Origin of the sequence: Sphingomonas sp. IBVSS2 (assembly GCF_002127225.1) — a bacterium.
In the GTDB taxonomy this organism is placed as follows: Bacteria; Pseudomonadota; Alphaproteobacteria; order Sphingomonadales; family Sphingomonadaceae; genus Sphingomonas.
In genome coordinates this window covers 56,989-82,118 of record NZ_NFUR01000009.1, presented here as the reverse complement: position 1 = coordinate 82,118, position 25,130 = coordinate 56,989, and the positions used below count along the sequence as shown (strand labels likewise).

13 protein-coding genes are annotated in these 25,130 nt (G+C 67.8%); 6 read left to right on the top strand and 7 right to left on the bottom strand.

The window, feature by feature from the left end:
• Positions 1 to 2,127: an indolepyruvate ferredoxin oxidoreductase subunit alpha gene (locus CAP40_RS19990; RefSeq protein ID WP_086131327.1), complete on the top strand. Its 2,127-nt coding sequence runs from the start codon at positions 1 to 3 to the stop codon at positions 2,125 to 2,127.
• Positions 2,127 to 3,560 (top strand): indolepyruvate oxidoreductase subunit beta family protein, encoded by a 1,434-nt coding sequence (locus tag CAP40_RS19985; protein WP_086131326.1) that lies wholly within the window; start codon positions 2,127 to 2,129, stop codon positions 3,558 to 3,560. Before CAP40_RS19990 ends, CAP40_RS19985 begins: the two co-directional genes overlap by 1 nt.
• A gap of 71 nt (positions 3,561 to 3,631) precedes the next feature.
• Here CAP40_RS19985 and CAP40_RS19980 read toward each other — a convergent pair whose 3' ends face one another.
• From CAP40_RS19980 to CAP40_RS19950, 7 genes are all read right to left on the bottom strand, one after another.
• Positions 3,632 to 5,344, bottom strand: a complete 1,713-nt coding sequence (locus tag CAP40_RS19980) for a DUF885 family protein (RefSeq protein ID WP_144034467.1) — start codon at positions 5,342 to 5,344, stop codon at positions 3,632 to 3,634.
• A gap of 34 nt (positions 5,345 to 5,378) precedes the next feature.
• Positions 5,379 to 6,680: an FAD-binding oxidoreductase gene (locus CAP40_RS19975; protein ID WP_086131324.1), complete on the bottom strand. Its 1,302-nt coding sequence runs from the start codon at positions 6,678 to 6,680 to the stop codon at positions 5,379 to 5,381.
• Positions 6,681 to 6,846: 166 nt separating this feature from the next.
• Positions 6,847 to 7,743 (bottom strand): bile acid:sodium symporter family protein, encoded by an 897-nt coding sequence (locus tag CAP40_RS19970; RefSeq protein ID WP_086131323.1) that lies wholly within the window; start codon positions 7,741 to 7,743, stop codon positions 6,847 to 6,849.
• A 12-nt stretch (positions 7,744 to 7,755) separates the two neighbouring features.
• Positions 7,756 to 8,235 carry a DUF3830 family protein gene (locus tag CAP40_RS19965; protein ID WP_179188400.1) on the bottom strand — a complete coding sequence of 160 codons (480 nt, stop codon included), beginning with the start codon at positions 8,233 to 8,235 and terminating at the stop codon, positions 7,756 to 7,758.
• A gap of 15 nt (positions 8,236 to 8,250) precedes the next feature.
• Positions 8,251 to 9,936 carry a DUF885 family protein gene (locus CAP40_RS19960; protein ID WP_086131321.1) on the bottom strand — a complete coding sequence of 562 codons (1,686 nt, stop codon included), beginning with the start codon at positions 9,934 to 9,936 and terminating at the stop codon, positions 8,251 to 8,253.
• A gap of 1 nt (position 9,937) precedes the next feature.
• Positions 9,938 to 12,172, bottom strand: a complete 2,235-nt coding sequence (locus CAP40_RS19955) for a prolyl oligopeptidase family serine peptidase (RefSeq protein WP_179188399.1) — start codon at positions 12,170 to 12,172, stop codon at positions 9,938 to 9,940.
• A gap of 88 nt (positions 12,173 to 12,260) precedes the next feature.
• On the bottom strand, positions 12,261 to 15,107 hold the full coding sequence (locus CAP40_RS19950) for a TonB-dependent siderophore receptor (RefSeq protein WP_179188398.1): 2,847 nt from the start codon (positions 15,105 to 15,107) through the stop codon (positions 12,261 to 12,263).
• A gap of 473 nt (positions 15,108 to 15,580) precedes the next feature.
• On the opposite strand from CAP40_RS19950, the gene CAP40_RS19945 reads away from it, so the two are divergent.
• The 4 genes from CAP40_RS19945 to CAP40_RS19930 all read left to right on the top strand — a co-directional run bounded on the left by CAP40_RS19945 (position 15,581) and on the right by CAP40_RS19930 (position 25,125).
• Positions 15,581 to 17,275: a DUF885 family protein gene (locus CAP40_RS19945; RefSeq protein WP_179188397.1), complete on the top strand. Its 1,695-nt coding sequence runs from the start codon at positions 15,581 to 15,583 to the stop codon at positions 17,273 to 17,275.
• A gap of 376 nt (positions 17,276 to 17,651) precedes the next feature.
• Positions 17,652 to 20,348, top strand: a complete 2,697-nt coding sequence (locus tag CAP40_RS19940) for a TonB-dependent receptor domain-containing protein (RefSeq protein WP_179188396.1) — start codon at positions 17,652 to 17,654, stop codon at positions 20,346 to 20,348.
• A gap of 41 nt (positions 20,349 to 20,389) precedes the next feature.
• Positions 20,390 to 23,635 carry an alpha-L-rhamnosidase gene (locus CAP40_RS19935; protein ID WP_086131316.1) on the top strand — a complete coding sequence of 1,082 codons (3,246 nt, stop codon included), beginning with the start codon at positions 20,390 to 20,392 and terminating at the stop codon, positions 23,633 to 23,635.
• Positions 23,632 to 25,125: a carboxylesterase/lipase family protein gene (locus CAP40_RS19930; RefSeq protein WP_179188395.1), complete on the top strand. Its 1,494-nt coding sequence runs from the start codon at positions 23,632 to 23,634 to the stop codon at positions 25,123 to 25,125. The genes CAP40_RS19935 and CAP40_RS19930 overlap by 4 nt, the downstream gene beginning before the upstream one ends.
• Positions 25,126 to 25,130: the final 5 nt, after the last annotated feature.

The following is a 25,130-nucleotide window of genomic DNA, read 5'->3' as shown; positions in this document are numbered from 1 at the left end:
ATGGCCGAGCGTTCGTTCAAGGCGGAAGTCGAGCAATTGCGGCTGGGAGACGGCGAGACCTTCCATGGCGAGGGCATCCTTGCCGTCACCAAGGCGCTGCTCCAGGCCGGGGTGGCCTATGTCGGCGGCTATCAGGGCTCGCCGATCAGCCATCTGATGGACGTATTCGCCGACGCGAACGAACTGATGGGCGAGCTCGGCGTCCATTTCGAGAGTTCGGCGAGCGAAGCGACGGCGGCGGCGATGCTGGCGGCCTCGGTCAACTATCCGCTGCGCGGCGCGGTCGCGTGGAAATCGGTGGTCGGCACGAACGTCGCCTCGGACGCGCTGTCCAACGTCGCTTCGGGCGGCGTGACCGGCGGGGCGCTGATCATCCTGGGCGAGGACTATGGCGAGGGCTCCTCGATCATGCAGGAGCGCACCCATGCCTTTGCGATGAAGTCGCAGATGTGGCTGCTCGATCCCCGGCCCAGCCTGCCGGTGATCGTCGACATGGTGGAAAAGGGGTTCGCGCTCTCCGAAGCCTCGAACACGCCGGTGATGCTCGAGCTGCGCGTGCGGGCCTGCCACGTCACCGGCAGCTTCGTCGCGCGCGACAATCGGCGCCCCGGGCTCACCGTGGCGGAAGCGGCCGAGGCGCCGGTGCGCGATCCCGACCGGATCGTGCTGCCCCCCGCCAATTTCCTCCACGAGGTGGAGAAGATCGAGCAGCGCTGGCCCGCCGCCATCCGCTTCGTGCAGGAGCACAAGCTGAACGAGCATTTCGGGCCCGAGGTCGACGAGATCGGCATCATCGTCCAGGGCGGGCTGTTCAACTCCCTCAACCGCGCGCTGGAGCTGCTCGACCTGTCCGACGCCTATGGGAATGCAGCGATCCCCATCCATGTCCTCAACGTCGCCTATCCGCTGATCCCCGACGAGATCCGCGACTTCTGCGCCGGCAAGCGCGCGGTGCTGGTGGTCGAGGAAGGGCAGCCCGAATTCATCGAGCACGAGCTGAACACCCTGGTCCGGCGTGCCGGGCTCGCCACGCGGATCGTCGGCAAGGAAATCCTGCCCCGCGCCGGGGAATATGGCGGCGCGGTGATCCGCGACGGGGTGGCGCGGTTCCTCCGCACCCATGCCCCCGAACGGGCGCCAGCCGAGGAGCCCGTGGCCGCCGCCCCTGCCCTGCCGCCCGGCGCGGTGCCGCAGCGTCCGGCCGGCTTCTGCACCGGCTGCCCTGAGCGCCCGATCTTCTCGGCCATGAAGCTGGTGCAGAAGGAGCTCGGCGCCTTCCACGTCTCGGCCGATATCGGCTGCCACCTGTTCTCGATCCTGCCGCCCTTCCATATCGGCAACACGACGATGGGCTATGGCCTGGGCACCGCCGGCGCCTCCGCGTTCAAGCCCCGCGACAAGCGGGCGATCGCGATCATGGGCGATGGCGGCTTCTGGCACAACGGACTGACCTCGGGCATCGGCAACGCGGTCTTCAACCAGGACGACAATCTGACGATCATCGTCGACAATGGCTATTCGGCCGCCACGGGAGGCCAGGACATCCTCTCTTCCCGCGCCAGGCCGCCGGGCCGCAAGACCAACAATCCGATCGAGAAGGCCGTGCGCGGCATCGGCATCGGCTGGGCGCGGACGATGACGCGCACCTATGACGTGGCCGGCATGCGCGACGCGATCCGCGAGGCGCTGACCAGCCCGGAGAAAGGCCCCAAGGTCCTGGTCGCCCAGTCCGAATGCCAGCTCAACCGCCAGCGCCGGGTGAAGCCGCAAATGGCGAAGGCGATGAAGGCCGGGCAGCGGGTGGTGCGCGAACGCTTCGGCGTCGATCCCGACACCTGCACCGGGGACCATAGCTGCATCCGCCTTTCCGGTTGCCCTTCGCTCACGATACGGCCCAATCCCGATCCCTTGCGCCAGGATCCGATAGCCCATGTCGAGAACAGCTGTGTGGGCTGCGGCGTGTGCGGCGAAGTGAGCCATGCCGCGGTGCTTTGCCCCTCCTTCTACAAGGCCCGGATCATCGCCAATCCCGATCGCCGCGACCGCTTCGGCCAGCGCCTGCGCGGCTGGGCGATCGGTGCGCTCCAGCGCCGCGCGGCGCGCGCGATCGCCGCGAGGAGCTTCTGATGGCGGATCGCAAGCGCATCACCCTCGCGGTGCTCGGCCTGGGCGGCCAGGGTGGCGGCGTGCTTGCCGACTGGATCGTCCAGCTCGGCGCGCGGGGCGGCTATGTGACCCAGGGCACTTCGGTTCCCGGCGTCGCCCAGCGGACGGGCGCCACCACCTACTATATCGAGATGATCCCGGCCGGCGGCACGGCTCTGCCGGTGCTGGCGCTCACGCCGGTCCCCGGGGATGTCGACATCGTCGTCGCCTCGGAGCTGATGGAAGCAGGCCGCGCGATCCTTCGCGGGTTCGTCACGAAGCGCACCGAACTGATCGGCTCCATTCACCGAGTCTATGCCATCGCCGAGAAGTCGGCGATGGGCGATGGCCGTGCCAGTGCGGAGCGCATCGTGGCGGCCGCCGGGGAGCGCTCGAAGCGCTTCATCGGCTTCGACATGGACGCGGTCGCCGAACGCACCGGCAGCGTGATCAGCTCGGTGCTGTTCGGCGCGCTGGCCGGCAGCGATGCGCTCCCCTTCCCCCGCATCGCCTTCGAGGACGCGATCCGCGCCGGCGGCAAGGCCGTGGAGGCCAATCTGCGCGGTTTCGCCGCGGGGTTCGACGCGGCCCGGGGGAAGGCAGAGCCAAGGGCGGAAACAGCCCGGCCGATCCTCCCCACCACCGACGCCGGCCGCGCCCTGGCCGCAAGGATCGAAGCCGATCTCCCGCGCGAGGCGCAGTTCTTCGCGCTGGAGGGAGTACGCCGGCTGATGGACTATCAGGACGCCGCCTATGCCCGGCTCTATCTGGACCGGCTCGACAGCCTGGGCAGCAATGCCGAGCTCATCACCGAGACCGCCCGCCATCTCGCGCTGTGGATGTCGTACGAGGACACGATCCGCGTCGCCGATCTCAAGGTCCGCGCCAGCCGCTTCGCCCGCGTCCGCGGCGAGGTCCGCGCGAAGGACGACCAGATCGTCCTGCTGACCGAATATATGCACCCGCGGCTGGAGGAAGTCTGCGAGACGCTGCCCGCCGGCATCGGCCGCCGCCTCCTCGCCAGCAAGCGCTGGTCGCACCGGCTGGAGCCGTTGTTCGCCAAGGGCCGCCATGTCGAGACGACCAGCCTGCGCTGGTTCCTGGTGCTGTCGCTGCTCGCCGGCTGGCGGCGCTGGCGGCGGGGCACGCTGCGCTACCAGGTCGAGCAGGCGCGGATCGAGGTCTGGCTCGCGCTGATCCGCGCCAGCGACACCGATGCCGCGATCGAACTCGCCCGCTGCCAGAGGCTGATCAAGGGCTATGGCGAGACGTTCGCGCGGGGGCTGGGCAACTATACGCGCATCGTCGAGCGCTACCGGGCCGGGGGGCTGGACGCGGCCGGGCTGCGGCGCCTGCGCGAGGCGGCGCTGGCGGACGAGGAGGGCGCGGCGCTCGGGGAGGCGCTGGCTTCGTAACCAGCAGCGGACACGCTGCACCCAATCGTCATCCCGGCGAAAGCCGGGATGACGATATAGCCGGAGTAACGCTATTTCCGCGCGGCGATCCAGTCGTCCACCACGGTCTCCAGCATCGTCATCGGCAACTGGCCCTGGGCCAGGATCAGGTCGTGAAAGGCGCGGATGTCGAAACGGTCGCCCAGCGCCGTCTCCGCGCGGCGGCGCAGCGCGACGATCTTCAGTTCGCCGACCTTGTACGCCACCGCCCCGCCGGGCGCGCCGATATAGCGGGCCAGTTCCGTATCGATGTTGATGTCGGCCAGCGCAGTGTTCTCCGTGAAGCAGGCCCGCGCCCGTTCATAGCTCCAGCCCATCACATGGATGCCGGTGTCCACCACCATCCGGCAGGCGCGCCACATCTCGGTCGACAGGCTGCCGAACGCTTCATAGGGATCGCGATATACGCCCATCTCGTGCCCCAGCCGCTCGGCATAGAGCGCCCAGCCCTCGCGAAAGGCGAGCAGGTCGCGCTGGCGGCGGAAGCTCGGCCATTCGGGATGCTCCTGCGCGATCGCGGCATGGGTGTGATGGCCGGGCGCCGCCTCGTGCAGCGTCAGCGCCGGCACCTCGTAGAGCGGGCGCTGGTCGAGATGCGAGGTGTTGACGATGAAGCGGCCGGGAAAGCCCTTGGAGAAGTCGCCGCCGCCCGAGCGCGCGGTGGTATAGCCTTCCTCCAGGTCCAGCGGCACCGGCTCGACCGTGAAGGGCTGGCGCGGCAGCGTGGCGAACCAGCGGGGAAGCAGGCCGTCGATGCGCTTGGCCGCGGCGCTGTATTTCTCGATCAGTTCCTCGCGGCTGCGCGCATAGAAGCGCGGGTCGCTGCGAAGATGGCGCAGCCACTCGGAGAAGCTCCCCTTGAAACCGCTTTCCGCGATAGCTCGGTCCATTTCGCCGCGAATGCGCTTCACCTCGGAGAGGCCGAGGGCATGGACCTGTTCGGCGGTGAGATCGGTGGTCGTGTAATAGCGCAGGAGGAAGTCGTAATAGTCCCTTCCGCCGCGGATGGTTGCGATGCCGAGCCCGGTGCGGGCATGCGCGCGGTAGCGGCCGTCGACATAGGCCAGGATCTCGCGCTGCGCGGGGCGGACTTCGCGTTCGATCACCCCGCGCGCTTCCGCGAGCAGCGCGTCCCTCCCCTTGAGGGGCGCGAGCAGCGGGTCCTCCGCCACCGGCCGTGCGACCTGGGCGCGCAGCACCGCCACCGCGACGTCGACCACTTGCGCCGGCTGGGTCCAGCCCGTGGCGATGCCGCGCTCGAGATTGCCGCGCTGCTCGGCGAAATAGCCGGGCACTCCGCGCAGCCGCGCGATCCAGGCCTTGCCATCCGCGTCGCTCCGCACTTCCACGCCGCGCGCGGCATAATAGGGCGTGTTGTAGAAGCCCTCATGCGCGACAAAGGCGAAACGGCGTTCGTCGAAATCGATCCCCTCCACGCGCCAGCCGATGATATGACGGAGGAAATCGCGGTTGCTCCTGTCCTCGGATGCCAGCGCCGCATCGGGCAGCGCGGCGAGCGCCTTGTCGATCGCCAGCAACTCGGCCTTGCGCGCGGCCATGCCGGTGGGCGTCTCGACCGGCCAGCCTTGCGGGGAATGGGAAGGATCGGAGCGCCCCGCCTCCATCGGGAAGCGCTCCGAAAAGCGCTCGTAGCGCGCGATCAGCGCATCGAGATCGGGCGACCCCGCCCCGAGCAGCAGCACGGCGCCGATCGGCAGCAGGAACAATCGCAGGGCACGGATCACGCGCGGTCTCCTCCAGGATCGGCCAGGCGCCCGCTCAGTTGGACAGCCAGGCCATCGTCATCAGCAGCTTGGGCAGCAGTGCCGCGCCGGCATGGAGCCGGATCGGATGCGGCGTGCGCGGCACGACCGAAAGCCGATCGCGGCTGTTCGACGCGATCGCCGCGGCCACTTCGATGCCCAGTTGCGTGTTGATGCCGATGCCGCGGCCATTGTCCGCCTGGATCGCCAGCGCGCCGTCGCCCAGGTCGTAGAGCTCGGGCAGGAACGACGCGTTCACCCAGGCCAGCCCTTCCCAGATATGGTCGATCCGGGGATCGGACAGCGCAGCGAAATGCTGCCGGAGCCGGCGCCGCGCCTCGCGCAGATGCGCCTTGTGGCCCCGCAGCAGGAACGACATCGGGAAGGCCGAGATCAGATGCCCCTGCGGATCGAGCCGCGCGGTGAAGAGATAGGAGACCTTGTCGGTGAAGGCGCCGCCCTCGGGCAGGATGGTGGCGCGCTGCACATCGTCCAGCGGCGCGGTCGCGAACTGGACGACGTGGAGCGGCAGGGCGGTGCGTCGCAGCGCCGGGTGCAGCCGGGCATTGCCGCCATTCGCCGCCAGCACCACGCGCCGCGCCGATACCGCGCCGCCGGGCGCCCGCGCGACCCATCGGCCGCCTTCGCGCCGCAGCGTCTGCACCGGGCTCTCACCGAACAGCCTTGCCCCCTGCTTCAGCGCCGCCTGGGCGAGCCCGCGGACATAGCCGAGCGGGTTTAGGCTGCCGCCGTCGCCGAAGCGCAGCGCGCCGCAATAACGCTCCACCCCGAACGCATGCCGCGCCTCGCGCGCCTCGACGAAGCGGACGTCATAGCCGCGCGATTGCCATTGCTCGGCATAGCCGCGCTGGCTCTCCGCCAGCCCTTCGCTGTGCGCGGGCGTGTAGAAGCCGTCCTGCCGGGCGTCGCAGTCGATCGCGTGCCGCTCGACCAGGTCGAACACCGCGCGCGCCGATCCGCCGATCATCCGGGTCAGCATTTCGCCATGATGGCGGCCGAGCATCGTGCCGATCGTCTCGGGCGTGTGGCGGATATAGTCGGGCGCGACGAGCCCGCCGCTCCAGCCGGTCGCCTGGTCGCCGGGCTGCCCAGCCTCGAGCAGCACCGTGTCGACGCCGGCCTCGGCCAGATGGAGCGCAGTGGCCATGCCGGCGATACCGCCTCCGATCACGAGAACCTCCGCTTCGATCTCGGCTCCGAGCGGGGCGAGTCGCGGGCCCGGCGCCGCGGTGGCGACCCACAGCGGCGCGGCCGACGGCGCTTCTCCCTTGCGGGGGGAAATGAGCTGATGCTGCATCACCACGCCTTCACGAGCGTGAGGCTGGAGGCCGGCGCGAGGGACAAAAGCGCCCCCGCGACGTCCGTGACACGGGACGTTTGCATGTACTATCGAACTCTCTGTTCGCCCCGCGAGGGAGCGGTGTTTGCGTGCCCCTGAAAGAGGCGTTGTTCTCAAAAGGACCTCAGGCGCCGGGCGTGGCTCTCCCCGCGCGCTCGGTGCGGCGCGCGATGGTGACGAAGGCCAGCACGAAGCAGAGCGCCACCGGCGTGTTCATGATCATCGGCAGCGACATCTCGTTGTTGCCGACGATGCTCACCGCGATGAAGATGGCGGTGCCCTCCTGCCGCATCAGATGCTCGATCCCGATCGCGATGTTCTCGCGCCGGGTGAAGCCGGCGAAGCGCACGATCGTCATCACCACGCAGACCATGATCAGGTTGAGCGCCACGGTGATCCAGAACAGCGCGCCCAGATTCTCGCGCAGCACCGGCACCTGGTCGAACAGGATGAAGCCGAAGGCGGTGAACAGCACGATCGTGGCGATGTTCTTGAGGTATTTCTTGAATGCGATCGCGAAGCCGGGGCGCAGCGCGCGCAGCGTGAAGCCGGCGGCGGCGGGCAGTACCGTGATCGAGAAGATGTCCCAGAAGAACGAGGCCAGCGGCACCTTCACATCCGCCTCCAGCCCCATGAAATGGGCCAGCGCGAAATGCGCGTAGAAGGGCACGGCGAAGATGTAGATCATGCTGAGCAGCAAGGTCATCGACATCGACAGGGCGAGATCGCCCTTGGCCATGTCGGTGAACAGGTTGGAGAGCATGCCGCCCGGGGTGGTGGCGAGCAGCACGAAGCCGACCGCCAGCGCCGGCGTAGGCGCCACGGTGAGCGCGAGCGTGAGCCCGATCAGCGGCGGCACGATCAGCATCGAGCAGACACCGAAGATCAATGCGCGCTTGTTGCGGAAAACCTGGCGGAAATCCTCGGCGGTGAGCGACAGGCCCATCGAGGCCATGATCGCGATCAGCGAGCCGGGAAGCACCCAGTGCCCGAGAAAGGACATCAGATCGGCATAGGTCATGTCCCGCCCCCCTCAGGCCGGCTCGACAGTGATGGTGCAGGCGCCGCTGCGACGGATCGCGCGGCAATCCGCCACGGCCTTTTCCAGATCCTCGTCGAGGATGCGGGCGCAGACATTGGCCTGGATCCAGCCGAACGGCATCAGCAGCCGCCCGCCGGCGCCGTAGAAGATGCCGATGTCGTAAAAGGGCCCGGGCGGCAGGCCCTGGGTGCTGCCCGGCGCGAGATAAGCGAGCACGATGTCGCCGGCGCCAGGATGGGAGGTGGCGTTCTCGGCCGGGATCGGCGGCTGGGCCATGCCCTCCGGCAGGCTGGCGGACGGCAGCGGGATCGAGATCTCCGGCCCGGTCCAGATCGCGTGCATCGCCTCGAACGATGCGTGCCGCGCGGCGAGGTCGCGCAGGAATGCGCAGGATTGCGGCGCCGCTTGCGGGAGCAGGCGGCAACGGGCCGACAGCCCCGATCTCGGCTCCGTGAAACGTACCAGATCCATCGAAAGCATACCCCCCTATTCGCCCGTCGCCATCGACAGATATTCTTCCCGCTGCAGCGCGATCGGCACATTGCCGTTGGTCCAGAGATAGTCGTGGAAGCGCTTGAGATCGAAGGACTTGCCTTCGCGCACCCGGGCTTCCGCGAGGAACTCGGTCGTCTGCATCTTGCCGATCTGATAGCTGATCGCCTGGCCGGGCGCGGCGGCGAAGAAGGTGGCTTCCTCGCGCGCCGTCGCCCGGTCCATCGGGACCATCCTCTCCAGATAGTCCGCAGCCTGGGCGATGGTGAATTCACCTAGCGCCAGCTTCACGTCCACTTCGACCCGAAGGGCACGCAACCGTGCGAAATTATAGATGATCTCGCGCGTCTTGGGCGCATCGGCCCAGAAGCCCGCCTGGAGCATCATCTCCTCGGCATAGAAGCCGGTGCCTTCGTTCGCGCCGCTATCGTAATAGCGGCGGCGCAGCGGATCGGGGTTCCGCCAGCTGAGGCTGAGCTGGAAGAAATGGCCCGGCACGCCCTCATGCACGATGATGGGTCGCGGATCGCGCGCGATCGAAAGGTTGAAATAGCCGAGCTTGGGCGAGGGATCGGGGAGATAGACCGTCGCGTCCTGCCCCGTGCGATCGATGCTGGTGAAGTCGAAGGTGCGCCCCAGCCAGCCGATCGGCGCCAGATAGGCGGGGAAAGGCTGGGCCTTGTAGTGGCCGACCCAGTCCGGAACCGTGAGGAGGTTCTTGTCGGTGAGGAACTTGCGGACCTTCAGCTCATCCGCATCGAGCTGCGTCGTGACCGCGCCGATCGAAGGGCCGATCGGCAGCTCGGGGAGCCCGGCATTGCGATTGCGCTCGAGCGTTTCGAACAGCACCGAGCGTGCCCATTCCTGGCGGCCCATCGCGACGAGCTGCTCGGGCGAATAGGGATAGATGCCGACATTGCCGAGGAAATAGAGATAGGACTCCCGGCCGACAGCGGTCTGCTCGGACAGGCCGGCGCGCTTCGACTTGAGGAACGCGGTGTACCCCGCGAACGCCGCAATCGCCTTCTCGACCACGACACCGAGCCGCTTCCTCTGCGCGGCATCGGCATAGGGGGCGAGCCCGGTCGCCATGCCGCGCAGGCTCTCCGGCACGTCGGCGAGCTGGCCGAGCGCGACGTCCACGAACGGTCCGCGCATGTCGTTCAGGTTTGCACGGCCGGCCGCGAGGATCGCCGGGGCGTTGCCGAGCAGGTGGATCACTTCGTCCAGCCGCGCATGCGAGACCGGCGGCTTGGGCAGCAAGACCTCGAACACCGGGTTCAGCGCCTGGGCGGTGTAGAAATGCGGCTGTCGGCGCCAGGCGGCGATGTGATCCATTTCCCAATGGACACGGGCGAGCGCCGAACCGACCAGCCGGTAATCGACCTTCTCGCCGATGCTTTGCGGAGCGCGCTCCAGCGCCTTCCAGCGCGCCTCGAACGTGGCGAGCTGCCGGCGCTGGGCGGCGACGGCGGCGGGCGACCAGTCGGGCAGCCAGCCGGCGGGCCGCGCGATGCGTGGGATGTCGTCGCTGCTCGCGGGCTGGGTGATGCCGCGCCAGGCCCAGAAATCCGCGCCCAGCTGCTGGACGGCCGGCTGGGCAGTCGCCGGCCGGGCAGCCACCTGGGCCACCAGCAAAGTGGCGCCTCCCATCAATGCCGCGATGCCCCGACCCAGCATGCTACTTCCGGTTCTTCACGTTACGATCGAAGAATTCGACCATCTTCTTGAACGAGAAGCGCGTCTGCGGGATGTTCTCGGCGTCCCAGGGGTGGTTGGCGCCGGGCAGCGTCACCAGCTCGAACATCTGCTCGCGCTGGATCATCTGCTCGGCCAGCGCCATCGTGTCCGAATAGAGCACCACGGAATCGCGAGTGCCATGGATGATCATCAGCGGGTCCCTGATCCCCTTGGCCTGATAGAGCGCCGACTGCGCCTCGTAGCGCCCGGGCATGTCCGGCCCCTCGGGCGGCCCCATGATCCACATCTGCGCCGGGAAGGCGTGCCAGACATTGGTGGCGGGCGCGCCGGCAATGCCCGCGGCATAGAGTCCGGGTTTCTTCGACAGCGACATGATCGTCATCAGCCCGCCATAGCTGGAGCCCCAGATGCCGATGCGCTTCGGATCGGCATAGCCCTGGGCGATCAGATAGCGGACGCCGCTCTCCAGATCGTTGATGTCGGTCTCGCCATAGCTCTGATATTGCGTCTGGTTGTGCTCCCGTCCCTGCCCCCAGGAGCCGCGGATGTTGACCGTCAGGACGATATAGCCCTGCGCAACCAGATACTGGTCGAGCCCCCAGGTCGGGTGGGCGCGGCGGCCGCCCCATTGGTTGTGGACCGCGTCCGAATAGACCGAGCCGACGATCACCGGATATTTCTTCGCCGGATCGAAATCGGCGGGGACGCTGACGCGGCCGAGCAGGTTGATCCCGTCGACATGGCTAGGGAACTGGACATAGCTGGTCTTCGCCCAGGTCTGGCCGTAGAAATCGGGCTGGGGCGACTTGGTGACCTGTGCCGCCTTGCCCGGCTTCGCCGTATCGATGACGAACAGCTCGGGCGGCAGGTCGTCATTGCTGTACCAGTCGGCGATCTTGCTGAAATCGGGGGAATAGACCGGCTCGTGCGTGCCGCCGGCCGGACCGCTCATCTGCTCGATCTCTCCGCCCGCGACCGGCACCCGGTAGAGTTGGCGGTCCTGCAACGCCGACTTGTTGGCGGTGAAATAGAGCTGCCTGTTCTTCGCATCGACCGCGAACGAGGCGATTTCCCACTTGCCGCTGGTGATCTGGCGCGGCGTCTCGCCGGCCTTGCGCTGGTGGTAGAGCTGGAGCCAGCCGTCGCGATCGGTGAGGAGGATCAGGCCGTCGTCGCCCGGCGCCCAGGCGACTTGCCAGTCGGGCCGGAGGTGCCTGGGCTCGCGCAGCTGGTAGAAGGTCTCGCGCGCGCCGGTGGCGGCGTCATAGAGATATATGCTGTGTTCCTTGGCCTCCATGTCGGCGCTGCTGACGAACAGCCGCTTGCCGTCATGCGACAGGCCATAGCCCCAGACATCGTGCTTGGCATCCGGGCGCTCGAACAGGCGGGACCGGCCCGTCGCCAGATCGACCACGCCGATCGCCGTCTTGCTGGTCTCCTCGCCCGGAAAGGCGCGGATCACGCGATTGTTCTGCAGCTTGCCCTTGGCGTCGTAGTAGATGTCGCGCTCGGGCATGGCGCGGTCGTCGGCCTGCTGGAAGGCGATCGCCGTGCCGCTATCGGCCCATTTATAGTCTTCGATATAGAGTTTGGGATCGTCGCTGCCGATCAGGCGGGTGGCGCTGCCCCCCTCCCCCGCCGCCGCGCTCCGCACCCAGAGCTGGCCGCCGGCGGCCACCGGGGTTGCGGCAGGCGCAGCCGCGACAAAGGCGAGCTTGCCGCCGTCGGGCGAGACGGCGAGCTTGCGGATGCCGCGCTTGTCGGCCTCCACTTTCGCGATCCTACCATCCGCCTCACGGATATGGAGCTGCCCGCCCAGGGTGAAGGCGACGCGTCCCTTGTCGAGGAACACCGCCTGGGCGATGCCCCGCTGCTCCGCCTCGGGCTTGCTGTCCTTGCCGAGGAAGGTCAGCCGGGTCTTCTGCCCGGTCCTGGGCGACCAGGACCAGATGTCGCGGAACGAATAGCCTTCGTCGTTCCACAGGAAGAGCACGGCGCTGCCGTCCGCCGCCCAGCTATAGCCCTGGGGGTCGAGCCCCACGAGGCTCTTGTAGCGATAGAGTTCGTCGATCGAGAAGCTGGTACCGGGCACGCCGGCGGCACCCCGGACCGGCCCCTGGGCCGGTTGCTGGGCGAGTGCGGGGGCCGCCGCGCCCGGCGAGGCGATCATGAGAGCCACCGACATCGCCCGGACGGAAACGCTGAACTTGATCATCTTCCCAACACCTTCACCACTTGTCGACGCTGCCGGAGCCGGTTGCCGGCGGCGGCGGGGGATCGCCGCCGCCGCCGGACTTGGGGCATCAGAACTTCTTGCGGAAGCCGATCGTGAACCGGCGACCGATCGCATCATAGGTATCGCGCTCGTACAATTGGAACGGCGGGTTGTGATCGCCGAGATTGTCGATCATGCCGTAGATGCTCAGGCTCTTGTCGATGTCGTAGGACGCGCTCAGGTCGAAATAGCTGATCTGCCCGGTCTCCGGCACCGCGAGCAGCGGCATCGCCCCGCCCGAGGCCTTGGCGGCGGCGATCCGCCCGTCCTTCGCCGAGCCGAGGAACCGGTGCCGCAGCGAAACCTGGAAGGCATCGGAGACGTCCCAGGTCAGGCGCTGGGTGAAGCGCCACTTGGGATTGGCGTTGCCGCAGGTGCCGCCGCCGATATAGCCCGCGCAATCGACCGCCGCGACGATCGGGCTGCTCTGCACGATGCTGTTGATCAGATAGCTGCCGGCCAGATAATAGCTCAGCCGGCCCAGCGAACCGATGTCGTGGCGATAGTCGAGGCGGAAATCGACGCCCGCGGTCTTCATCGAGGCGATGTTCGCGTTGAGCAGCGGCACGTCATAGAGCTGCCCGTCCGACGAGCGGTGGTTGAGCGGCTGGCAGAAGATGTTGCTCATCGACAGATTGGCGCGACAGGCGGTGATCACCGACTGGAGGCCGCCGCCGAACGCCGCGATCGCGCCGTCGATCTTGATGTTGTAATAGTCGACGGTGAGCTGGAGGTTCGGCACGAACTCCGGACGGAACACCGCGCCGAGCGACCAGGTGTCCGAAGTCTCTTCCTTCAGGTTGGGATTGCCGCCGGTGATCGCGCGGATCTGGACATTCTCCTGCTGGAACACATCGATCACGCTCGCCGGCACGCCCAGCGAGTTGATGCAGAAGCTGCGCTCGGCCGCGGTGCGGTTGGCGCCGGTGGCGTTGCAGAAGTCGGTCGCCTGCGGCGCGGTGTTGGTCGCGCCCGAATAGAGCTCGATCACGTTCGGCGCGCGCACCGCCCGCTGATAGAGGCCGCGGATCTTCAGGCTCTTCACCGGCGAGAACTCGCCGCCCGCCTTCCACGACGTCACGCCACCCGCGGTGGAATAATCCGAGTAGCGGATGCCGCCCTCGAAGGCGAGGAGGTGGACGAAGGGCAGATCGGCCAGGATCGGCACGACGAGCTCGCCATAGACTTCCTTGACGTCGAAGCTGCCGCCGGTCGCCTGGATGCCCGCCGAGCGCGAGAGCGCCTTGCCCTGGATGTAGAGCTGGTCGGGGGTGAAGGTGGAGCTTTCCTTGCGATATTCCGCACCCACCGAGATGCCGACATTGCCGGCGGGCAGCTTGAACAGCGTGCCGGTGATGCTGGCGCCGGCCTGTTTCTGGTCGACGACGGTGATGTTGGTGAGGTTGGTGTAGATATAGTCGATCATCGGCTTGGTCATCGACATCAGCCCGAACGGGTTGATCGTGACGCAGCGCGGATCGGCCACCTTGCAGGCATAGGGATTGCTGGGGTTAGTCAGGAACGCATTGGCGAAATTGTCGATCAGCACGCCGCCGCCCTGGACCTCGGTGATCCGGACATGGCCCTGATTGTAGAAGGCTTCCCAGTTCAGCTTGTCGGTCAACGCGCCCTTCAGCCCGACGACGAAGCGCGAGAATTCGCGGGTCTGGTCGTCGGTGCGCGAACCGAAGTCGAGCAGGCGGCGATTGATGTTGAGCGAGACCAGATTGTCGCCATCGCCGTCGAGATTGGTGCGCAGGAACTCGCGCAGCGACGACGACAGATAGGGATTGCGCAAATCGAACTGGAAGTTGGGCAGGAAGCCCGAGCTGCTCATCGGCACCGCGCCCAGCGTCGAGTTGATCTCGCTGCGGACGTAATTGCCTTCCCAGAAGGCCGTGACGTTGTCGGTCACGTCGTAATGGCCGGTGATCGCCCCCGACCAGCGCTTCATCGGCATCTGGAGGTTGGTATAGGGACGGTCGTTGAAGCCGTCGCTGGTCTTGTAGGCACGCCACCCCTCGGGCGCGAAGAAGATGCCGGCGGTGCCGATCGTGTTGCCGAACTGATCCAGCTTGCCGACCAGCGCCGGGGTGAAGATGGTGCCCTGCGGCGTGACGCCGTTGCCGCCGGGGACGAGCACGCCCTTGCCGTTCTGCACGGCATCGACCAGATAGAGCGAGGCGTGGTCGCGCGCGGCGCCCTTCACCATCGAACGGTCGTAATAGCTGCCGTTGAACACGATGTTGCCGCGGCCGTCGCCGAAATTGCCGCCGACGGTGAAGTCGATATTGTAGCGCTCGGCATCGCCCCGCTCGCTGATGCCATATTGGCCGCTGACTTCGAGGCCCTGGAAATTGGTCTTGGTGACGAAGTTCACCACGCCGGCCATCGCGTCCGAGCCATAGACCGCCGAAGCGCCGCCGGTGACGACTTCGACACGCTCGATCAGCGAGGGCGGGATCATGTTGATGTCGACGACGCCGTCCTGGCTGGCGCCGACGATGCGGCGGCCGTTCTGGAGCACCAGGGTGCGCGCCGCACCGAGGTTGCGCAGGTTGACCGTGGCCGAGCCGTTGCCCGCATTGGACTGGGCGCCCGAGCCGGCGACCGCCTGGGGCAGCGCGTTGAGCAGCTGCTCGGTCTCGGCCGTGCCGGTCTGGCGGATTTCCTCGCTGCCGATCACGTTGACCGGGCTGTTCGAATCGACGTCCGGACGCGGGATGCGCGAGCCGGTGACGACGATCGCCTCGGCTTCCTGCGCCTCCGGCTCGGCGGTCTGCGCCATCGCCGTGCCCATCATCATCATCGTGGCGAACAGCGCGGAGCCGCCCCGCAATCCCGCCCGCATCACCGCAACCCGCTTACTGCCCATGTCCGTGTCTCCCCGAATGGATACGCCCACCTGCCTCGCTCCGCTCCGGCGTCGTTGGTCGCGCCATTTCCGTGAACAAGTGCGTGATTTTGAGCATATCAAGGACGAAGGGTCAATTCGGGGTAACGAAAAAATGTGAAAAGTGTCGCTTCTTGGTAACAAAGCTGCCGGGAAACCCGCGATTGCGCACGGTTTTTTCCGGGCCGGAGGATCGCTCCGGCGGGGCAGACGAGCCGCAGCATGCCCTCTCCAAACCCCGGAACAAAGGCCGGAAACTCTTGGTTTCCTGCCGATTCGCACCGTTTCGGACTGGTCTGGGGCACTCCGCATGCCGCCGAGATAACACCGATTCGGTGCCTCTTGACCAGTGCCGGCCATGGGATCATCACATTACAAATCACATGTTTTTAGTTTTATTCCGAACGATGCGGCGCCCGAACACCGGGCGCCCGGAGACCGAAGGGGAGATCGACATGCGCGCAAGGGGACTGGTGATCGCGATGCTCCTGGCCGGGAGCGCCGCGCCGGCGGCGTTCGGCATCGTGCCGGCTAGCGCGAAACGGGCTGCCGCCCAGCCCGACGGGCCGCCCGAGGGCACGCGCAGTCACGCCGATCTGGTCAAGCTGTTCACGGCCTTCGATGCCTGGCGCACGCCGCCGACGGCGGACGGCGTGGTCGACTATGGAGCTGCGGCGGTCGAGAAGCGCCGCATCGAGCTGCGCGGCTTCCAGGCCCAGCTCCCGGATTTCGCCGTGGCGCGCTGGGATCGCCACCAGCAGGTCGATTATCTCGCCGTCCGCGCACAGATGGACCTTGAGGATTTCAATCTGAACATCCTCAAGCCCTGGGCGCGCGATCCGGGCATGTACGTCGATGCCCTGCAACGCCTGGCCTATGCCGACCTGCCGCTGAAGGGCGAAGCGCTCGCCGGCTTCCGCATCCGGCTGAAGGCGATCCCCGCCTATCTGGCCCAGGCGCGAGTCAATCTCGATTCGGTGGCGGCGGACTATGCCGATCTCGCGCTCCACAGCCTCTCACACGGTGACGGCGTGGGCCATGGCATGCCGTACCGCGCAGTGGAACCGGAGGGGCTGATCGGCTGGTTCGCCGACCTGCGCGGCCGCGCGCAGAAGCAGCAGCCCGCGCTGCTCGCGGACATCGGGGCAGCCGAAGGCGCGATCCGCGGCTTTCGCGACTGGCTCGCCGCTGCCCGCCCCGCGATGACCGCCCGTGCCGGGGTCGGCAAGCCGGCCTATGACTGGTTCCTCACCAATGTGCGGCTGATGCCCTATACCTCGGACGAAGTGGTGACGCTGGCCGAGCGCGAGCTCACGCGCTTCTGGGCGGACTATGCCACCGAGCGGCACCGCAACCGCAAGCTCCCCGAGCTGCAGCTGCCCAAGTCGGCCGAGGAATATGAAGCACAGCTCGCCGGCACCGATGCCAAGATCCGCAAATGGCTGAAGGACGAGGAGATCATCACCATCCCGGACTATATCCCGGGCACGTATCAGGAAGTGGGCTTCAACGCGCCCTGGATCGTGCGCCCCACCGGACCGATGTTCTGGGAGCAGATCCAGTTCCGCGACGCCTCGCCGGACCATCTCCACGCCACCTTCCCCGGCCACCGCTTCGACGGGATGACCGGCAAGCGCGTTACCGATCCGATCCGCGGCCGGGTGAACGACAGCGGGCGCACCGAAGGCTGGGGCTTCTATCTCGAGGAGACGGCGCTCCAGCTCGGCCTGTTCGACGACCGGCCCCGCACGCGCGAGCTGATCTATATCTTCGGCCTGTTCCGCGCGGCGCGCACGATCGGCGACGTGAAGATGCAGCGCAACGAGATGACCGTGGGCGAGACCATGCGGTTCTGGAAGCAATGGACGCCGTGGCTGGACGACAATGTCGCGCGCGCCGATGCGGGGATCTATATCCGCCGTCCGCCGGGCTATGGCATGACCTATACGATCGGCGCGATGCAGCTCCAGAAGCTGCTGGTCGATCGCCGCCGCCAGCTTGGCGACGCCTTCTCGATCCGGGACTATCACGACTATCTGATGAACACCGGCCGCCTGCCGGTTTCGCTGCTGCGCTACGACCTTACCGGCAATGACGACGAGATCCGCGGATTCTGGCGGCATGTCCCATTATCGGATGTGCCGCGCTGATCCCCTTGGCGCGAGACGCGAAGACGATTGCGATGACAATGTGAGGATGGGGCGTGCCGGGTGCGCGCCCCAAGCCATTTCGCCCGGCCTTCCGCCTCTGGGCGACCGCGCACTCCGGCCATGGCGCCGATGGCGGGGCTTGTCGTGCGCGCCGGTTTGCCACGTCGCCCCCACCTTGCCGATTGAGAATGAGCAGGATACCCGCCGGTTTCCGACACCCAGACCCCTCTGCGGCAATCTAATTTGATCATTGACATGATCGAAAAAGATCGAGATTGAATGATTGTGGAAAATCGCTCGGACGGGTGATTCCATCCCGCGCAAGGCGATGACCCCGCGGGAAACGAGAGTCCGAAGGACCAATTGGGGAGGGAATATGAACACCGAGATCATGGAGCCGCGCGTCCGCGGATTCGCGAAGCAGGCGGGGCTTTCGATGCTGGCCCTCGCCACCATGCTGGCTTGTGCCGGCACAGCGCATGCGCAGACCGCCCCGGCGGGTCCCGACGCCGCGCAGGCCGAGGCCCAGCCGGCCGATGAGGGCAGCGATGAAGCCCAGGGCAACATCGTCGTCACCGGCACCCTGCTGCGCGGCGTCGCGCCCACCGGCACCAACGTGATCGGCGTCACCCGCGACACGATCACCGCGCGCGGCGTCGCTTCCTCCAACGATCTGCTCGCGAAGATCCCGCAGGTCGGCAATTTCGGCACGATCCCGGTCGGCTCGGCATCGTTCGGCCTGCCGGTTCTGCGTCCCAATATCCGCAACCTCGGCGCTTCGGGCGGCAGCACCACGCTGGTGCTGATCAACGGCCATCGCGGCGTCGGCGCGGGCATTCTGCAGACCACCGTCGATCCCTCGATCCTGCCGCCCGACGTGCTCGAGCGCGTCGAAGTGGTGCCGGACGGCGGCTCGGCCATCTACGGCTCGGACGCGATCGGCGGCGTGGTGAACTTCATCACCCGCAAGCGCTTCGACGGCGTCTCCGCCAATCTGCGCTACGGCTTCGCCGACAAGTACAAGACGGTCGACGGCAACCTGACCGTCGGCAAGGACTGGGGCAGCGGCTCGCTGTTCCTCTCCTACGCCCATGTCTGGCACGACAATGTCCTCGGCATCGATCGCGACTATGCCTCGGCCGATCGCCGCTCGAAGGGCGGCGGCGATTTCCGCGTCAGCACCTGCGCGCCCGGCAACATCCAGATCGGCACGACGACCTATGCCGTGCCCGGCCTCACTCCCGGCACGGTCAACAAGTGCGACCAGAACGCCTATGCCGACCTGTTCCCGCGCGAGGAGCGCAACTCGGTCTTCGGCTCGCTGACCCAGCAGCTCGACGACAATGTCGCCTTCGGCTTGACTGCCTATTGGTCGCGGCGCGACACGGTGGTGAACCAGGCCCAGGGCATGCTCTCGAGCACGATCACCGCGCTTAATCCCTTCTTCCGTCCGATCGCGGGCCTGACCTCGCAGACCGCCAGCTTCTCGTTCGCCAGCGTCTATGGGAACAGCCTGACCAGCCGCCAGCGCTTCGAATCCTATGGCGTCACCCCCAGCTTCTCCTTCGCGATCGGCGACAAGTGGCAGTTGCGGGCGGAGAGCAATTTCGGGCGCAGCACCAACCTCGTGCGCGAAGCCGCGCTCGACACCACCACCGCGTCGCTCGCGCTCGCCGGCCTGATCCCCGGCATGGCGCTCAATCCCTATGACCTCGCGGCCAGCAGCCCCGCTGCCCTCGCCGCCATCCGGAACTACGAGAATTACGGCGATGCCACCCAGGAACTGGCGGAGGGCCGGCTGATCCTCGACGGTTCGCTGGCGCATCTTGCGGGCGGCGACGTCCGCCTCGCGGTGGGCGCGGAATATCATTACGAGAACATCTCCTCGCGCATCGCCCAGGGCGCGGTCGGCTCCTATGCCAATGCCAAGACCTCGCGCGCTTCGCGCGACGTGCGCTCGGCCTTTGGCGAGCTGATGATCCCGATCGTCGGCGCCGGCAACGGCAGCCCCGGCCTGCGTGGGCTGCAGCTCTCGGCATCGGTCCGCTACGACGACTATAGCGACCAGGGCGGCACCACCAATCCGAAGATCGGCGTGAGCTACAAGCCGTTCATCGACCTGACGATCCGGGGCAATTGGGGCACTTCGTTCCACGCGCCGAGCCTTGCCGATACGACGAACACCTCGGACTCGCGCGCGACCGTGCTGCCCTACAGCCCGTTCCTCGCACCGGGCGCCACCCCCATCGACCCGGCGCGTGCGACGATAGTGCTGGCGGGCGGCAACCCGAATCTGAAGCCCGAGCGCGCCGATACCTGGTCCGCCGGCTTCGACTGGACGCCGAAGGCGGTCCCGGGCCTGGTGGCGAACCTCACTTACTACAATGTGAAGTTCAAGGACGCGATCGGCCTGGCGCCGTTCCTCTCGCCGACGCTGTTCACCAACACCAACTATGCCAATTTCTACATCCTGCGGCCGACGCTGGCCCAGGCCCAGGCAGCGGTGGGCAACCTCGCCGTGGTCGGCGCGCCGAGCATCGCCAGCCTCTATGCCGGCCCGCTCAGCCCCTATGTGCTGATCGATGCGCGCCGCAACAATCTGGGCGCGGTCAACACCGACGGGCTCGACTTCAACCTGGCCTATACCCGGCTGACCGGCTTCGGCGCGTTCAACGCCAGCATCGCGGGCACCTACACGCTCAGCCGCAAGTCGCAGGCGGTTTCCGGCGGGCCGTTCACGGACGATCTGAAGAACGGCGTCGGCCGCACTGCCTTCGTTGCCACGCTGGGCGGCAAGTCGGGCGGCTTCATCGCCTCGGCCTCGTACAACTACAAGGGCGGTTTCCCGATCCTCGGCGTTTCGCCGCAGACCCGGGTGGGCGCCTTCCAGACGGTGGACGCCTTCCTCGCCTATGACCTTGGCGCGCACGGCTTCATCAAGAACGCGATGCTCACGCTGAACGTCGACAACATCTTCGACCGGGATCCGCCCTGGCTGAACAGCGCCGCCGCCTATACCAATGGCAGCACCTTGGGACGGCTCGTCACGTTCGGCATCCGGACCAAGTTCTGAGGGAAAGGGATCGGGTGTCGCTTCCGTCGTCTGTCCTGACAATGCGTAGCTTGTTGGTCTCGGGTACGGCGGCCATGGCGCTTCTCGCCGCCATGGCCGCATCCGCCCAGGAGGACGGTCCGGCACCCACCCGGCTGACGGTCGAATATTCCGATGCCGCACTGGGCATCGACGAACCCGCCCCGCGCCTCGCCTGGCATTCCCCGGCGAAGCGCCAGGCGGCCTATCAGATCCGCGTCACGGCCGGGGGCAAGCCCATCTGGGACAGCGGCAAGGTGGCTTCGGCCGACAATGCGCAGATCCCCTATGCGGGGCCCGCCCTGGCCGCGCGCACCCGCTATTCCTGGCAGGTCAGGACCTGGGATGCCGATGGCCGCGAGAGCGGCTGGAGCCGGCCCGGCTGGTGGGAGATGGGCCTGCTCGCCCCGGCCGACTGGACGGCGGGCTGGATCGCCGGCCCCGCCCGCCGCGACCATGACTGGAGCGACCTCCGCTTCGAGAGCGACCTGACGCTCACCGGCAGCTCGGTCGACCTGCTCTTCCGCGCCCGCGCCGCCGGCAAGACCTATGGCGAAGCCTATGTCTGGACCCTGGCCGAGGAAAAGGCCGGCCCGGTGCTGATCGCCCGCGTCCGCCATTATCCGGGCGGCAGCAGCTCGGGCGTCAAGCTCACCGAGCTCAAGCGCGTGCCGCTGACCGGCATCACGCTGAAGGGCGTGCGCCACAAGGTCACGATCACCGCGCGGGGCAGCAGCATCGCCACCGCGATCGACGGCAGGCAGGTCGACCTGCTCACCGATGCCAGCCAGCCGCACGGCACGATCGGCTTCTCGTCCCGGGAAGCCGCCGCCGCGACGATCCACGCGGTCAGCGTCACCGGCACCGGCAGCCCGGCCTTCGCCACCCGCTTCCCGGCCAACGACAACCCCTTTGTCGGCGGCACCGTCGAGGCGGACGGCCTCACCGTCGCGGCCGGCGTCCCGAACATCGACATCGTCCTGCCGATCGAGGCCCCCGCCCCACTGGCCCGCAAGGCCTTTACCCTGCCCGCGAAGAAGATCGCGGCGGCGCGGCTCTATGTCGCCGGCGCGGGCTGGTCGCGCATGCATCTCAACGGCGGCACGGTCGGCGCCAGCGCGATGGCCAGCGGCTTCACCGCCTATGACAAGCGCGTCCTCTACCAGACCTATGACGTGACCGACCGCGTTCGCGCCGGGCAGAACGTGCTCGGCGCCGAGCTGGGGCGCGGCTGGTACGGGTTGACCGATCCCAACGAATGGTATTTCGACCAGGCGCCCTGGCACGGCGAGCCGGCGCTCAAGGCCCAGCTCGAAATCACCTTTGCCGACGGATCGCGCCAGTCGGTCCCCACCGACGCCAGCTGGCGGACCATCTCCGGCCCCACCCGCAACGATTCCGTCCATCGCGGCGAGCGCTACGACGCGCGCCTGCGCCCCACCGGCTGGGACAGGCCGGGCTTCGCGGGCAAGGACTGGACCGCCGCGCGGCAAGTGGACGGTCCGAACGGTTTCCTCCAGGCCGCCAATGTCGAGCCGATCGCGCCGGTCGAACAAGTCGCGCCCGCCTCGCTCACCCAGGTGAAGCCGGGCGTCTGGGTCTATGATTTCGGGCGTATCTTCTCGGGCTGGACCGCGCTCGACGTTCGCGGACCGCGCGGCACCACCGTATCGCTCGTCGCCAGCGAGCGGATCGGCGACGACGGCATGGTCGTCCCCGCTTCGGGCCTGATCGACGCGCAGCTGCAGACCGACCGCTACACGCTCGCCGGATCGGGAGCCGAGCATTGGGAGCCGAGCTTCGGCTATCGCGGCTTCCGCTATGTCGAGCTGCGCGGCTATCCCGGCACGCCGACGCTGGCGACGCTCACCGGCAAGATCGCCCATAGCGCCGTCGCCCGCACCGGCAGCTTCGCCAGCGCCGATCCGCTGCTGAACGAGATCGACCAGGCCGCGATCCGCACGATCCTGAACAACATGCACGGCTATCAGACCGATACGCCGACCTATGAGAAGAATGGCTGGACCGGCGACGCCCAGGCATCGGCCGGCGCTGCCGCGCGCAGCCTGGGCATCGCCCGCGTCTGGACCAAATGGCTGAACGACTATCCCGACGCGCAGGCGCCCAGCGGCGAGCTGCCCGAGATCGTGCCCGCCACGCCCTTCTACGGCTATGAGGGCACGCCCGGCTGGTCGTTCGTCTGGGGACCGTCGACGCCCTGGGACGTCGCGGCGATGATCCTGCCCTGGGAACTCTACCAGACCGAAGGCGACACCCGCATCCTGGCGCGCATGCACGCCATGCAGAAGCGGCTGGTCGACTATACCGCCACCGTCTTCAAGGCGCCCGACTATCGCCACGACCGGGGCCTGAGCGAATGGAGCGCCCCCGGCCCGCTCGACATCTTCGCCACCAACAATGGCGGGATCGACGCGATCACCACCGCCTATTTCTTCCACGAGGCCGACCTGCTGGCCAGATCCTCGGCGGTGATCGGCAACCGGGCGGATGCGGACCGCTATGCCGCGCTCGCCGCCGATATCCGCCGCGCCTATAACGCCCGCTATTGGGATGCGGCGAACGGCTGGTACCGCACCCTGGACGACAAGGGCGCGACCAAGGGCCCCACCCAGTCGCAGAACATCCTGCCGCTCGCCTTCGGCATGGCGCCCGCGGGAACGGCACAGAAGATCGCCGACACGATCGCGAAGGATGTCGAGGCCCGCGGCCTGCGCGCCGGGGTGTTCGGCACGCGCTACCTGCTCGAGATCCTCAGCGACTATGGCCATGCCGACCTCGCCTATCGCCTGGCGACGCGCACCGACGAGCCGAGCTGGGGCTTCTGGCTGAAGAGCGGCCACAAGACGATGTTCGAATCCTGGGGCCTCAATGCCCGCTCGCGCGACCATCATTATTTCGGCTCGATCGCGGACTGGATGCGCCAGCGCCTCGCCGGCCTGCGCCCCGGTGCGCCGGGCTATCGCACCGTGCTGGTCCGCCCGGAAATCCCCCAGGGCCTGGCTTCGGCCGCGGCGACCATGGCGACCCCCCAGGGTGAGGCACGGGCGGAATGGCAGGTCGAGAATGGCCGCCTGACCCTCAGCGCCACCGTGCCGATGAACGCAGTGGGCGAGATCTGGGTACCCCTTCGCTTCGGCGCACCCGCCACGCTGCCCGAAGGCGCAACACTGCTCCGCAAGACCGATGCCGCAACCGTCTACGCCACCGGTGCCGGCAGCTTCACCTTCGTCACCGAGGGCCGGAAATGAAGACTTCGCTGATCGCCCTGTCCCTGCTCGCCCTGTCGCTATCCCTTGCCGGCACCGCCCAGGCACAGGAGGTCCGCGCACCCGCCGGCACCCTGCACGGCACGACCGCCGAGGGCGTGGCCAGCTTCAAGGGCATTCCCTATGCCGCCGCCCCGGTCGGTCCGCTGCGCTGGCACGCGCCGATGCCGGCGCCGGCCTGGACCGGCACGCGCGCCGCGACCGGCTATGGCAATGACTGCGTCCAGGCGCGAATGCCCGGCGACGTCGCCAACACCACGCTGCCGATGAGCGAGGACTGCCTGTTCCTCAACGTCTGGACGCCCCGGCCCCGCGCCGGAGCGAAACTGCCGGTGATGGTCTATATCCATGGCGGCGGCTTCTCCACCGGATCGGGCAGCGCCGCGATCCTCGACGGCACCCGCCTGGCCGGGCGCGGCGTGGTGGTCGTCACCTTCAACTATCGCCTCGGCCGGTTCGGCTTCTTCGCCCATCCCGCGCTGACCAGGGAGGCCGGCGCCGGCCCCACCGGCAACTGGGCGCTGATGGACCAGCTCGCCGCGCTGCGCTGGGTGAAGCGCAACATCGCCGCGTTCGGCGGCGATCCGGCCAACATGACCATCTTCGGCGAGTCCGCGGGCGGGGAGTCGGTCGGCCGGCTGATGGTCTCGCCGGCCGCCAAGGGCCTGTTCGCCAAGGCGATCGCCGCGTCGGGCGGCGGCCGCGACAGCTGGCCGGACCTCGCCGCCGGAGAGGCGAAGGGCCTGGCCTTCGCGAAGCGCGCCGGTGCCGGGGATCTCGCCGCGCTCCGCGCGCTGCCCGCCGACACGGTGCAGGGCGGCATCAACCTGCTCAACGGCGACGAGGCGCATTATTCCGGCCCGATGACCGACGGCCGGATCGTCACCGGCGACACCGATGCGCTGCTCACCGCCGGCAAGGCGCGCGGCATCCGCTATATCTCCGGCTCGAACAGCGACGAACTCGGCTTCATCCCCGCGCCGTTCATGAAGGGCTTCGTCGCCAAGGCGACCGAGAAGCTCGGTGCCGGCGCCGCTGTGGTGCGTGCCGCCTATGGCTCGGCCGAGGCCTATGACCGCCACATCCCGAGCGACTATACCTTCACCGAGCCCGCCTTCTCGCTCGCCAGGCGGCAAGCCGCGCACACCCCGACCTGGCTCTATCGCTTCGGCTATGTCGCCGAGGAAAAGCGCGCGACCCTCGCCGGCGCCTCGCACGCCACCGACGTGCCCTATCAGTTCGACAATCTCGCCGCGGCGGGCGGCAAGCCCGGCCCCGCCGACATGGCCGCGGCGAAGCTGGTCGCGGACCATTGGGTTAAGTTCGCCAGGACCGGCGACCCGGGCTGGGCAAGGTTCACGCCCGGGGAGCAGATGCTGGTGATTAGCAATAACGGAAGCACCACCGCGCCCGCCGGCACGCCCGAGATCTCGGCAATTGCCGCCGCTCGCGACGCGGCCAAGCAGAAATGAGGAAG

Bases quoted from the DNA above. Each gene is read 5' to 3' on its own strand.
- CAP40_RS19970 (WP_086131323.1), bottom strand. From the start codon at position 7,743: ATGACCTATGCCGATCTGATGTCCTTTCTCGGGCACTGGGTGCTTCCC.
- CAP40_RS19975 (WP_086131324.1), bottom strand. From the start codon at position 6,680: ATGCAGCATCAGCTCATTTCCCCCCGCAAGGGAGAAGCGCCGTCGGCC.
- CAP40_RS19955 (WP_179188399.1), bottom strand. From the start codon at position 12,172: ATGATCAAGTTCAGCGTTTCCGTCCGGGCGATGTCGGTGGCTCTCATG.
- CAP40_RS19965 (WP_179188400.1), bottom strand. From the start codon at position 8,235: ATGGATCTGGTACGTTTCACGGAGCCGAGATCGGGGCTGTCGGCCCGT.
- CAP40_RS19945 (WP_179188397.1), top strand. From the start codon at position 15,581: ATGCGCGCAAGGGGACTGGTGATCGCGATGCTCCTGGCCGGGAGCGCC.
- CAP40_RS19985 (WP_086131326.1), top strand. From the start codon at position 2,127: ATGGCGGATCGCAAGCGCATCACCCTCGCGGTGCTCGGCCTGGGCGGC.
- CAP40_RS19940 (WP_179188396.1), top strand. From the start codon at position 17,652: ATGAACACCGAGATCATGGAGCCGCGCGTCCGCGGATTCGCGAAGCAG.
- CAP40_RS19960 (WP_086131321.1), bottom strand. From the start codon at position 9,936: ATGCTGGGTCGGGGCATCGCGGCATTGATGGGAGGCGCCACTTTGCTG.
- CAP40_RS19990 (WP_086131327.1), top strand. From the start codon at position 1: ATGGCCGAGCGTTCGTTCAAGGCGGAAGTCGAGCAATTGCGGCTGGGA.
- CAP40_RS19930 (WP_179188395.1), top strand. From the start codon at position 23,632: ATGAAGACTTCGCTGATCGCCCTGTCCCTGCTCGCCCTGTCGCTATCC.
- CAP40_RS19950 (WP_179188398.1), bottom strand. From the start codon at position 15,107: ATGGGCAGTAAGCGGGTTGCGGTGATGCGGGCGGGATTGCGGGGCGGC.
- CAP40_RS19935 (WP_086131316.1), top strand. From the start codon at position 20,390: ATGCGTAGCTTGTTGGTCTCGGGTACGGCGGCCATGGCGCTTCTCGCC.